This is a genomic window from Calothrix sp. NIES-2100 (assembly GCF_963875285.1).
Lineage (GTDB): Bacteria > Cyanobacteriota > Cyanobacteriia > Cyanobacteriales > Nostocaceae > Aulosira.
The window spans coordinates 6,410,168-6,423,012 of sequence record NZ_CAWNLA010000001.1 but is presented as its reverse complement, the minus strand read 5'-3'; the positions used below and the strand labels follow the sequence as shown (position 1 = coordinate 6,423,012).

Sequence of the window (12,845 nt, the reverse complement as noted above, 5' to 3'; positions counted from 1 at the left end):
AAAGTTTATTGCGAATTTCACCATTATGGTGATGTATATCTAAATATAATTGTTCCGTAATATTCACTATCCCCTAGTTGTCGAAATGCCGTTCATAATGTCATAAATATAAAGCCAAAGGCTGGCCCTTTGAGTATCTCCAATCTCAAACATGCTTGAACCTCCAGATTCCAGGACAGATATTTCATACTCATGACTGAACTCAAACTGCGTCTACAAGAGGGAGATACTGAAACCGTTGTTTCAGTCGATCAAGATGTATTCACTATCGGGCGATTACCGGAATGTCACTTGTATCTACCTTTTGGGGGAGTTTCCCGGAACCATGCCAAAATTGTCCAGACTGCTGATGGTGTGTGGACGATTGAGGATATGGGCAGTAAAAATGGCACACAGGTGAATGAACGTATCCTTACCCGTCCGCAACAGTTGCATAACGGTGACGTTGTTTGGTTGGGTAATGTGAGTTTACTTGTGTTGATCGTCGATGAAGCTGCACAACAGTTGATGACTCAGCAGGAGATAAATAGGGATAATGCTGAGCAAAAAACGATTTTACGTAACGTCAAACAATTGCAACAGCAATGGATACAAGCGGATGGTAAAGATGGTGAACTGAGTAATAAAGATAAAACTATTGCCAGACTCAAAGATTTAGTTGATATTGCTAAAAATCTTTGTGCAGCCACATCAATAGAAGCGATTTTCTCCCAAGTGCAAGAAGTAGTTTTTCGCTACCTCGACAGCATCGATCGCTTGGCATTATTAATTGATGTTAGTAGCTGCGGTCATCTGGAATTAATCAATGCTGCTACGAGAAACGCTTCCCAACAACTATCTCTACCAGCTGATGGCAGTTGGATTAGTCGTAGTATTTGTCAAAAGGTATTTGACGAAAAAGTGGTGATTCAATCGGCTGATACCCATAAAGATGACCGCTTTTCTGGAGAACACAGTGTTTTAGTCAAGGGGATTCGCAGCGTCATGGCTGTGCCATTATGGGATGAAAATAAAGTTGTTGGTGTTCTCTATGCAGATGCACATTTATCTTCTTACCATTGGGCAAATGAAGGTGAAGAAGAACTCAGCTTTTTTTCGGCTTTAGCCAACCTTGTGGCTTCCAGCGTCCAACGCTGGCTATTACTAGAGAAACTGAAAAACGAAGAGGTAATTCGTCATCGCTTAGAACGTTATCACTCTCCGGCTGTAGTTCATCAGCAGTTGATATCTGTAGGTAGGTTACCAGATGGACGTTTACCTCCCGCAGAAAGCGAAATCAGCATTTTGTTTGCGGATTTAGTTGGTTTTACTGCTATTTCTGAAAGGGTAACACCAACTGCGATCGCCGAATTACTCAATAATTTATTTGAAGAGATGTTGCAAGAAGTGTTTGCTTATGGTGGCACTTTAGATAAATATATTGGTGATTGTATTATGGCGTTCTTTGGCGCTCCCGAACCGCAACCAGATCATGCCCACCGCGCCACAGCAGCAGCTAAGGGGATGCTAACTCGTCTAGAACGTCTGAATATGAATGGTTTTTGGCAAGAACCTCTACAATTACGCATTGCAATTAATAGTGGGAAAGCAGTTGTGGGAGATGTTGGTAGCTCCCAACGGGTAGAATATACAGCTTTAGGCGCTACTATTAACCTAGCTGCACGCATGGAAGCAGTTTGTCCTCCTGGTGAATGCGTAATTAGTGAAGTAACTTACAAAATGCTGGCAGAACCCTCAGACTTTCAAGAAATGGGAAGTTATAGTTTTAAAGGTATTAATCGCTTAATTAAGGTTTATCAAACCACAATGCATCAATGAATAATGTAGTCCATTGGGCATTGATGCTTATTATTCCCTGTTGGCTACTTTTAAGCTAAATTGGGATTTTCGCAGACAATATTATTTGGTGAATATGGTTCAAATTTACCAGTTTTGCGATTAATTTTCTTAGCTTGTTTGATATCTGGTCACCAATCTTTTTTTTCCAGAACTGCGATCGCAATCACATCTATAACAGAAAAGACTTAGTATCTTCCCAAACTCAACCATAAACAAAGGGTGTAAACTTACCTATATTTGTGTTTTTTGCTTGACATAAATCCAGCCTTGAAATTCAATGACCCGCTTTATACATGACCAATTTGCCAAAGACTATCTTGAACAATTACTCAAAGATTACGGAGAAGTCAAAGCTTCGGAAAAAGTTTCAGGGGAGATTAAAGAAATAGATGTTTTCTTCACGCCTGCTCAACAGCAAAGCTCTAATTTACAAGTACTGGGTTTACTAGGAAGATTTGCTGAACATCCGGCTATCATAGAACCATTCCGCAATCCAGCTTCTACTGATGAAATATGCGACTGTATTTTAAAATTATTAGAAGTCAAAGCTGCGCTGCGACGAGAAGCTAAAGCCAATAAAAGCAAACTCCAGGATTCAGAAATTCCCAAATTGTGGGTGCTGACACCGACTGTATCGGAAACTAGATTGTCTAGCTTTGGAACTATCCAAAAATCAGCTTGGTTATCGGGAGTACATTTTCTACCAGATGCTTTACGGACAGCAATTGTGGCGATACATCAACTACCGCAAACACCGGAGACTTTGTGGTTGAGACTGTTGGGAAGGGGAAGTGTGCAGTCACAAGCGATTGTTGAGTTGCAGGCGTTACCATTAGATTATCCATACCAACAAGCAACACTCGAATTAGTTTACAACTTGCGGGAAAACTTGAGAGTAAATCAAGAATTAGAAGTAGATGATAGGGAGTTAATTATGCGACTAGAACCACTTTATCAAAGAGATAGAGAACAAGCTGTACAGTCAGGGGAACAACGTCTAGTTATACGTCAACTGAATCGCCGTCTTGGTGACATTGATGCATCATTAACTGAGCAAGTTAAAGGTTTATCTATTGAACAATTAGAGAATTTAGGAGAAGCATTATTAGATTTCTCTAGTTTGGCTGATTTATCAACTTGGTTAAACCAACAATCAAGATGAATAATCGCTAAACTCTAGTGGTTTATCGCCAAATTTTTGATAAATTCGTAGTCAGCAGAGGGAGTGATTCAAGAACCAAGACTGAAGTCCTGGCTACGAATTCATTCTCCCCAGATAATTAATGCGATATGCGATAGACCACTAGTAATCCGGTTAAATTTTGTCAAAAATTCACTTGCTCTCAACTATTTGGCACAGAAGACAGGACTATCTGCAAAACCAAAATTACTTGTCTTTCCTGATGCCTTCGGTCTTTTTCAGGTATAAATACAGAAGATATTGTATAGTTTATTTCTATTTTTATTTTGAAATCGTAATATTAACCCACGAATTCTTAATGAAAATACTACAATTTGGGTGGTAGCTTCCACAATGGATCTGTGTAACACTAAGAAGCTGCTCAAGTTATTTTTAAACGGGAGGTCAGGTAATGGCTATCGCCACCATTAATCCCGCCACTGGGGAGACTCTCAAAACCTTTGAGTCGCTGAATGAGATAGAAATCGCCAAAGCCCTGGATTTAGCAGGTCAAGCTTTTGAGGATTATCGCAAAACTAGTTTTCAGGTGCGATCGCAATGGCTGCAAAAAGCTGCCGATATTTTAGAGCAAGAGAAGGCAGAATTTGCTAAGGTAATGACTCTAGAAATGGGTAAGCCTTTAAAAGCAGCGATCGCGGAAGTCGAAAAATGTGCCCTTGTCTGTCGCTACTACGCCGAACATGCTGCTAGTTTTCTGGCTGATGTACCCGTAGAAACCGATGCAAGTAAAAGTTTTGTCCGCTACCAACCATTAGGTGTAATTCTGGCTGTGATGCCGTGGAATTTCCCCTTCTGGCAAGTGTTTCGCTTTGCTGCACCGGCGCTGATGGCGGGGAATGTGGGTTTACTTAAACACGCTTCCAATGTGCCCCAATGCGCCTTGGCAATTGCAGATATTCTGCAACGGGCGGGTTTTCCCAAAGGTGTGTTTCAAACTCTGTTAATCGGTGCTGCGCAAGTTGCTGATTTAATGGCTGACGATCGCGTTAAAGCTGCTACCTTAACCGGAAGCGAACCGGCTGGTATATCTTTAGCTGTGGCGGCGGGAAAACAACTGAAAAAAACAGTTTTGGAATTGGGCGGAAGTGACCCCTTCATCGTGTTAGAAAGTGCTGATTTAACAGCAGCAGTTGTCACAGCAACTACAGCACGAATGTTGAATAACGGGCAATCTTGTATAGCAGCGAAACGTTTTATTGTTGCAGAAGCGATCGCTGACAAATTTGAAAAACTGTTGTTAGATAAATTCCTGACCTTAAAAATTGGCGATCCCATGCAACCAGACACCGACTTAGGCCCATTGGCTACCCCTGGTATTCTCCAGGATTTAGACCAACAAGTACAAGTTGCTGTCAACAGTGGCGGGAAAGTGCTTACAGGTGGACATTCTATATCAGATCGACCGGGAAATTACTATGCACCGACGATCATTACAGATATTCCCCAAGATAGTGCGATCGCCCAAGAAGAATTTTTCGGGCCAGTCGCCTTATTATTCCGTGTCCCAGATATTGATGCAGCCATTAAACTAGCTAACTCCGTACCCTTTGGCTTAGGCGCAAGTGCTTGGACAACCAACGACCAAGAACGCGATCGCTTAGTTGAAGAAATCGAAGCTGGTTCGGTATTTATCAACGGTATGGTGAAATCCGACCCCCGCTTACCTTTTGGCGGTATTAAACGTTCTGGGTATGGCAGAGAATTGAGTATCCAGGGGATACATGAGTTTGTCAATGTTAAAACTGTGTGGGTCAAATAAATAGTCAAGGGTCAATGGTCAAGAGTCAATAGTCATTAGTCAATAGTCATTGGTCAAAAATCAAATGACTATTGACAAGTGACAAGTGACAAGTGACAACTGACAACTGACAACTGACAAAATTGAGGAAATCAAATGAATACAGCAGATTTGTTAGTACAGTGTTTAGAAAATGAAGGTGTAGAATACGTTTTTGGACTTCCTGGTGAAGAAAACCTGCATGTTTTAGAAGCGCTAAAAAAATCTTCCATTAAATTTATTACTACCCGTCACGAACAGGGTGCAGCATTCATGGCTGATGTCTATGGACGCTTGACGGGAAAAGCTGGAGTTTGTCTTTCTACCCTTGGTCCTGGCGCAACAAACTTGATGACTGGGGTAGCTGATGCTAACCTCGATGGTGCGCCTTTAGTGGCAATTACTGGACAAGTGGGAACAGATAGAATGCACATCGAATCCCACCAATATTTGGATTTGGTGGCAATGTTTGCGCCAGTTACTAAGTGGAATAAACAAATTGTTCGACCTAGTATTACACCAGAAGTTGTCAGGAAAGCCTTTAAGCGATCGCAATCTGAAAAACCAGGTGCAGTGCATATCGATTTACCAGAAAATATTGCTGCTATGCCTGTAGAAGGCAAACCCTTGCGTAAGCATAATATTGAAAAAACTTATGCATCTTTTGCTAGTATTCGCGCAGCCGCAGCCGCAATTTCCCAAGCAGTAAATCCCTTAATCTTAGTAGGAAATGGCGCGATTCGTGCCCAAGCTAGTGATGCTGTCACCCAATTCGCCACCCAGATGAATATTCCCGTTGCCAATACTTTTATGGGCAAAGGCGTGATTCCCTATACTCATCACTTAGCCTTATGGTCAGTAGGTTTGCAACAACGAGATTTTATTACCTGTGGCTTTGATAACACAGATTTAGTAATTGCTATTGGCTACGATTTAATCGAATTCTCCCCGAAAAAATGGAATCCTGACGGCAAAATTCCCATTATTCATATTGGACTCAGTTCTGCGGAAATTGATAGCAGTTATATTCCCCATGCAGAAGTAATTGGTGATATTTCTGATTCTTTGATGGAAATCTTAAAGCTAGCAGATAGACAAGGTAAACCTAATGCCTACGCTATCAGCTTACGGGGAAATATTCGTGCTGACTACGAAGAACTAGCCCATGATGATGGATTCCCGATTAAACCGCAAAAGTTAATTTATGACTTGCGCCAAGTCATGGGGCCAGATGATATTGTCATCTCTGATGTTGGCGCACATAAAATGTGGATGGCTCGCCATTATCATTGTCATAGTCCCAATACTTGCATTATTTCCAACGGCTTTGCCGCAATGGGGATTGCGATTCCTGGTGCTTTAGCTGCAAAACTCGTCTATCCAAACCGCAAAATCGTCGCCGTAACTGGCGATGGTGGCTTTATGATGAATTGCCAGGAATTAGAAACAGCTTTGCGTGTGGGTACTCCCTTTGTCACCTTAATATTTAATGATGGTGGCTATGGGTTGATTGAGTGGAAGCAAGAAAATCATTTCGGCCCTGGACAATCAGCTTTTGTCCGCTTTGGTAATCCCGATTTTGTTAAATTAGCCGAAAGCATGGGTTTGAAAGGTTATCGAGTTGAAGCGGCTACCGATTTAATTCCTGTACTTAAAGAAGCCTTGGCTCAAGATGTACCCGCCGTCATCGATTGTCCTGTAGACTATCGTGAGAATCGCCGCTTTACCCAAAAAGCCGGCGAGTTAAGTTGTGCGGTGTGATATCAATGTTTGGTTGATTACTTACTAAACCCGAAGAACCCCACCCCGACAAAGCTGTGCTTTGTATCCCCTCCCCGCAAGCGAGGAGGGGGTTATACCATTTCACTTTAAATCTCATTAATGAGGTTTTTATCTTCATTAATGAGGCTTTGATCCTCGTGAATCAGGCTTTTATCTTCATTAATGAGGCTTTGATCCTCGTGAATCAGGCTTTTATCTTCATTAATGAGGCTTTTATCCTCATTAATGAGGCTTTTATCCTCGTGAATGAGGCTTTTATCCTCATTAATGAGGCTTTTATCCTCGTGAATGAGGCTTTTATCCTCATTAATGAGGCTTTTATCCTCGTGAATGAGGCTTTTATCCTCGTGAATGAGGCTTTTATCTTCATTAACAAAGTAAAATTCTCACTCAGGACTCGGCTTCTAATGCTCTTGCAGCTTCATCTAGCCGATCATTGCTATCTTTTGCCAGTTTTAGCCATGAAGCTGTAACACTACCATAAATTCCACCACCAGCGGCTGTGATTGTGCCGGCGGAAATGTTACCAGAAAATAGTAGCATAATCCCCGCAAAACCCGCGATCGCACTAATCGTTGTCATGGCAAAAGCCAGGTTAAATGCTGCACTAGCTTGGCGGAGTCGCTCCTGATAAATACTGTGGCGTTCCTGGTAAATTAGATCTGTTACCTGTTGTGTATTATCTTGGTCTTGGTTATCCATATTGCTTGCTCTGGCAATGAACTCTACAATCTATTGAAATCGGGCAATAGGCGAGAACATAGCTGAGTGATAGCTGAGTTTTAGTTGATTTCTGAGGTAATTTGTAGTCTTGGTAGAGTTTAGTGCATGAAGCTGTCGCCCTTGCTACTCTACAATTAACTTTAAATTGGTATGAATAAATGAGGCGTGATGGCGCGATCGCTTCGGGTAGCCCCAGAGTATATTAAAACAGTTAAGTCAGCACTTTTGCGTAATGGCTATCCCAGCCAGCAGTCATTAGCTATTGAAGCAGGGATTTCTCTATCCACTGCAAAAAGCTTTCTTAGTGGTAAACCTGTTGATTATCTCAATTTTGTAGAACTTAGCAGCAAGTTGGGTTTAGACTGGCAAGAAATTTCATCCAAAGAACCAGAAACTCAACCGCGTCAACCCCAGCGACACAACGGGGAAGCCTCACCCTTCATCACTGGTTCACCCATTACTCAACCACGTTACTTTTTTGGACGCGAGAAAGAACTAAAACGCCTCTTCAACCTACTCAAACGCCATCCCCTGCAAAACGCCGCCATCATCGGTAAAAAGCGCAGCGGTAAAACATCCCTGCTGCACTACCTCAAAAACATCACCACCACCCCAGCAGAACAGTTGCGTCCCAATCAAAAGTCAGATTGGCTACCACAGCCAGAAAATTACCAGTGGATTTTCATAGATTTGCAAGACGCACGAATGCAGAATCGGGAGGGGTTGCTAAAGTACATCCTGGAATCCCTGAAAATGCAAGTACCAAACCCTTGTGACTTAGATTATTTCATGGATGTAGTCAGCGACAACTTGCATAAACCCACAGTCATCTTGCTGGATGAGATTGGCGTGGGATTACAACGCTGTCCAGAATTAGATGATAGCTTTTGGGAAAGTTTGCGTTCCTTAGCAACTAACTCTACAGGCGGAAATCTCGCGTTTATCTTAGCTACCCCCGAATCACCAATTGAACTAGCGCAAAATACAGGACATAGTTCACCATTTTTCAACATTTTCGCCTACACCGCATATTTAGAAGCATTCACTGAACAAGAAGCACGGGAATTAATAGCCAGTTCCCCCATTCCTTTTGATGATGAGGATGTAGAGTGGATTTTAAAACAAAGTCAGTGTTTGCCAATTTTATTACAAATTCTGTGTCGGGAAAGATTATTTACTCTAGAAGAAGGAGAGGATGAAAATTGGCGAGAAGAAGCTTTAAGACAGATGAAGCCATTTTCTCATTTATTAGATTCAAAAATAGCAGAGTAACAATGAAAGCACATCGAATTGAAACAACATTAACTGAAGATGGAACTTTGATCCTCAAAGACTTACCATTTCAGGCTGGGGAAACCGTTGAAATTATCATTCTCGAAAGCCAAACTCATCCCCAAAAAGCGAATCCTTATCCTTTGCGTGGCACAGTGTACCGTTATGATGATCCTTTTGAACCTGCTGTTCCTTTAGAAGATTGGGAAGTCTATAAATAGGTCAATTTATCATTACTTGCGTCGATGAGGAGATTGCTTCACTGCGCTGGCGCTCCGTTCGCAATGACAGATTTGTTGTCATTGCGAGCGAAGAGTAGCAATCCCAGCTTTTGCGATTGCTAAAGAGCGGGAACGCTTGAGAGCGAACGCTTCACTACGTTAGACTCACGATGACAATAGATTGTTTACTCAGTTAAGATTGTGAAAATTATCCAATAGTTTGCAGAAATTAATGAGTAAACACTATTATCTATACATTATGACTAATAAATATAACAGTGTGCTTTATACAGGAGTAACCAACGATTTGCAAAGAAGGGTTTACGAACATAAATCAAAATTGATAGAGGGATTTACCAAAAAATACAATATTACAAAGTTGGTTTATTACGAAATTTTTGATGATGCCTATACAGCGATTAGTAGAGAAAAGCAGATTAAATCTGGCTCTAGGCAAAAGAAGATTGATTTAGTTAATAGTATCAATAAAGAATGGAAAGATTTATATGATGAATTGTAAATGATTCAACCTGTCATTGCGATCGCACTGGGAGGCGATTGCTTGGTCGTTCAAAAAAGCAATGACTGACACACACTGTCATTGCGACCGAAGGGAAGCAATCCCAACCGCTGACAATTCACCGCGATCGCACTGGGAGGCGATTGCTTGGTCGTTCAAAAAAGCAATGACTAATCACTGTCATTGCGAACGGAGTGAAGCAATCCCAACCGCTGACAATTCACCGCGATCGCACTGGCAGGCGATTGCTTGGTCGTTCAAAAAAGCAATAACTGACACACACTGTCATTGCGACCGAAGGGAAGCAATCCCAACTGCTGACAATTCACCGCGATCGCACTGGGAGGCGATTGCTTGGTCGTTCAAAAAAGCAATGACTGACACACACTGTCATTGCGACCGAAGGGAAGCAATCCCAACCGCTGACAATTCACCGCGATCGCACTGGGAGGAGATTGCTTTGTCGTTCAAAAAAGCAATGACTAATCACTGTCATTGCGAACGGAGTGAAGCAATCCCAACCGCTGAAAATTCACAGCGATCGCACTGGAAGGAGATTGCTTGGTCGTTCCTCCTCTCTTCGAGACGCTTCGCGAACGCAATGACCCGAATTCAATAAACGACTACCCAAATTCAATAAACGACTACCCCAATTCAATAAACGACTACCCCAATTCAATAAACGACTACCCCAATTCAATGAACGACTACCCCAATTCAATAAACGACTACCCCAATTCAATAAACGACTACCCCAATTCAATAAACGACTACCCCAATTCAATAAACCAGAAGCGATCGCCTTAGTGGTTTGTCCCATGATTAAGTTGACACCTATGAGCAATCCCAACCCCCCGGATGTCACAGCGATCGCTTCGTCTTCCTCCTCGTAATGACTCACCCTGTCATTGCGAGCGGAACGAAGTGAAGTGAAGCAATCCCAGTCTTTGCACTTTATTGCACTAATGCTACATTCACAATGACATAGTTAATTTCAGCGTCAACCCCAACCGGGAAACTATGCCATCGCCAAACATATTCCACAACGCCTACACCGATCCACCGCAACAGCACCCCAACTTGATACTAGGTAGCCTGCAACTGCTGTTCTGGCTCTTTTTCCGTCCTGCTGCTTGGCGTAATCACTTAACATTTATTTCCGCTGCTTTGGATCTCGCGTCTGATAGAAAAAGCCGCTTGCTGTTAGAACTGCGAATACAGATATACCTGGTCTTACCTTTCCTTGCTAATTTAACACTTGGCTTGATGTTCTGGAGATTGGGAAAGTCAGCAGCAGAAAACATTGCTGTTTGGTTAGCGTATGGTGTGGCGTGGTCTGTATGGTGGCATATAAACTTGCTCCTAACACGATTAAACCCGAAGTATAGCAGTATGTGGCGATGGGAGTGGTTCGTGGGTTCGGTGTTAGCAGTAAGCATAGCAGGCGTACCAGTATTAACTTTGGGCTTATCAATATGGAGTCCGTCCTTAGTATGCAGTCTGTTCTTAGTTATAGCCTTAAGGATTTTGCCCTTAAAAAGCACATTGTTTGGACAACATAGGGGTTCGTTATTAGGTCTAGCCTTATACATGGTGTTGCTTTTTTTATTGGCCGTAATATTATTAACTTCAGATTTATCACTATGGAGTCTGGCCTTAGTAGTATTTTTAGAGATTTTCATTTTAATCAGCGGAGCGTTTGGACAATATAGGGCTAGTTTGGGTCTAGCTTTCTACATGATTTTGGTCATCATATTGCCTAATTTAGGTTTGGGCTTGGCAATGTGGATTCTGGGAGTCACTATAAACCTGTGGCGACCTGTGATTTTTTACCCCTTCGTGACACTAAATAATATCCTGCTTTATCAGCTCGATAAACAACGTAAAGATAATAAAACCTTATTTTACTGGAATTCAGCCTTTTGGGATGAGTTGCAATACATACCTTTAATTGGCTTAGAAAAACACCTAATCTTAGTGATAGAACATAACCCAGTTGAAGGAAAAGCAGCGCTGCAATACTTGAGTACCAGTCCCCAACGCTGGGTAGTTAAACCAGCCCAAATTGAATTGGATGCACAGAGTTTAGAACGCTTCACAGATGTGGAAGCTATCCGTCAGGCTCATCCCAGTCTAGTAATTAGCGAACTTGAAAGCCCAGTTCGCACTCTACTAAACATTTTCAGTCGCATCAGCGAAGATGTGGATGTTGCACTGAATCAGGCAAGTACTTACAACCAACGCCTAGCCCTCAGATCTGTTACCGACCGTTTAGACAGATACTTGCAAGAATTTACTCGCAGTAGCGACAAATACACAATTCGTTTCCGCCCCATCGCCAAAAGTTGGCGTGATATCATAGCCGACTATGCAGAGGAACTGGCAAAAGCTACCGAACTCCGCCAAGAAATTGATTCGCCTTACATCATTGGTGTACCCCTCACACAAGAACAAGAGATTTTCACAGGTCGTAATGACATCGGTACACGCATTGAGCAGTTACTCCTAGACCTGCGTCGTCCACCTTTGCTACTTTACGGTCAGCGACGCATGGGCAAAACTTCTCTTCTCAACAACTTAGGAAAGCTGCTACCTAATACCATCATCCCCATGTTTGTAGACTTGCAAGGCGCACCCTCATCAGCTAGCGACCATGCTGGTTTTCTATACAACCTTGCTAAAGAAATGGTGAAATCATCAGAGAAGCAAGGTGTTACTCTACCATCCCTCACCCGCGACACCCTAACCGCTGACCCCTTTACCAGCTTTGACGAATGGCTAGATACTGTAGAACAGGTACTTGAACAAAATACCGCCTTATTAATGCTAGATGAGTTCGAGGTACTAGACAGTGCCATAACCAAAGGACGTTTTGATGAACAAGATATTCTGGGAATGCTGCGTCACCTCATCCAACATCGTCCCCGCTTCAAGGTTTTGTTAGCAGGTTCCCATACGATCGCAGAATATCAACGCTGGGCTAGTTATCTCATAAATGTGCAGGTAGTGCATATCTCATACCTGAAAGAAGCCGAAGCGCGACAACTAATTGAACGCCCTGTGAAAGATTTTACCCTGCGCTATGAACCTGACGCAGTTGAGCGAGTGTTGCAACTTACCCGTTGTCACCCGTTTTTGATACAACTACTCTGTGCGGAAATTATCGTCCTCAAAAATGAGCAAGACCCCTCAATGCGGAGGTTGGCGACTTTAGCCGATGTAGAAGCAGCAATTCCCGAAGCTTTCAAAAGTGGTGGTTTCTTCTTCGCTGATATCGAAAATAACCAAGTCGATGATAACGGTAGGGCGATTTTACGCTTTATTGCTGCTCAAGGGGAAAGCGCGATCGCACTTCATCAAACCATATCACAACAGTTTCCCCATGCTGCAACCACCCGCAAGTTGCTATTACAGCGAGAGTTAATAGAAGAAGTTGATAAAGGCGATCGCTTTCAGGTAGAGTTAATTCGCCGCTGGTTCACCTTGGAGAGATGAGGAGATGAGGGAAGG

At 42.5% G+C, this 12,845-nt stretch carries 10 protein-coding genes; 8 read left to right on the top strand and 2 right to left on the bottom strand.

Going from position 1 to position 12,845, the window contains the following annotated elements:
* Positions 1-192 precede the first annotated feature (192 nt).
* From AACU32_RS26125 to AACU32_RS26110, 4 genes are all read left to right on the top strand, one after another.
* Complete coding sequence (locus AACU32_RS26125; RefSeq protein ID WP_096604085.1) at positions 193-1,818, top strand: adenylate/guanylate cyclase domain-containing protein; 1,626 nt, start codon at positions 193-195, stop codon at positions 1,816-1,818.
* A gap of 298 nt (positions 1,819-2,116) precedes the next feature.
* Positions 2,117-3,001, top strand: a complete 885-nt coding sequence (locus AACU32_RS26120) for a DUF4351 domain-containing protein (RefSeq protein WP_096604084.1) — start codon at positions 2,117-2,119, stop codon at positions 2,999-3,001.
* A gap of 430 nt (positions 3,002-3,431) precedes the next feature.
* A complete protein-coding gene (locus tag AACU32_RS26115; RefSeq protein ID WP_096604083.1) occupies positions 3,432-4,799 on the top strand; it encodes an NAD-dependent succinate-semialdehyde dehydrogenase in 1,368 nt (455 codons plus the stop codon).
* Positions 4,800-4,934: 135 nt separating this feature from the next.
* Positions 4,935-6,578, top strand: coding sequence for an acetolactate synthase large subunit (locus AACU32_RS26110; RefSeq protein WP_096604082.1), 1,644 nt, complete (start codon positions 4,935-4,937; stop codon positions 6,576-6,578).
* Between the two features lie 411 nt (positions 6,579-6,989).
* Here the strand turns inward: AACU32_RS26110 and AACU32_RS26105 are convergent, their stop codons facing one another.
* Positions 6,990-7,301 (bottom strand): TRADD-N-associated membrane domain-containing protein, encoded by a 312-nt coding sequence (locus AACU32_RS26105; RefSeq protein WP_096604081.1) that lies wholly within the window; start codon positions 7,299-7,301, stop codon positions 6,990-6,992.
* 189 nt (positions 7,302-7,490) lie between these two features.
* Between AACU32_RS26105 and AACU32_RS26100 the strand changes: the two genes are divergently transcribed.
* From AACU32_RS26100 to AACU32_RS26090, 3 genes are all read left to right on the top strand, one after another.
* Positions 7,491-8,594: an ATP-binding protein gene (locus AACU32_RS26100; protein WP_096604080.1), complete on the top strand. Its 1,104-nt coding sequence runs from the start codon at positions 7,491-7,493 to the stop codon at positions 8,592-8,594.
* Positions 8,595-8,596: 2 nt separating this feature from the next.
* Positions 8,597-8,815: a hypothetical protein gene (locus AACU32_RS26095; RefSeq protein WP_096604079.1), complete on the top strand. Its 219-nt coding sequence runs from the start codon at positions 8,597-8,599 to the stop codon at positions 8,813-8,815.
* Between the two features lie 232 nt (positions 8,816-9,047).
* A complete protein-coding gene (locus AACU32_RS26090; RefSeq protein WP_339378284.1) occupies positions 9,048-9,335 on the top strand; it encodes a GIY-YIG nuclease family protein in 288 nt (95 codons plus the stop codon).
* 532 nt (positions 9,336-9,867) lie between these two features.
* Here the strand turns inward: AACU32_RS26090 and AACU32_RS26085 are convergent.
* Positions 9,868-10,236 (bottom strand): hypothetical protein, encoded by a 369-nt coding sequence (locus AACU32_RS26085; RefSeq protein WP_096604077.1) that lies wholly within the window; start codon positions 10,234-10,236, stop codon positions 9,868-9,870.
* Between the two features lie 119 nt (positions 10,237-10,355).
* Here AACU32_RS26085 and AACU32_RS26080 point away from each other — a divergent pair, with 119 nt between their 5' ends.
* The gene (locus AACU32_RS26080) at positions 10,356-12,830 is read left to right on the top strand and encodes an nSTAND1 domain-containing NTPase (protein ID WP_339378283.1); all 2,475 of its coding nucleotides are present in this window, start codon (positions 10,356-10,358) and stop codon (positions 12,828-12,830) included.
* The last annotated feature ends 15 nt before the right edge of the window (positions 12,831-12,845 follow it).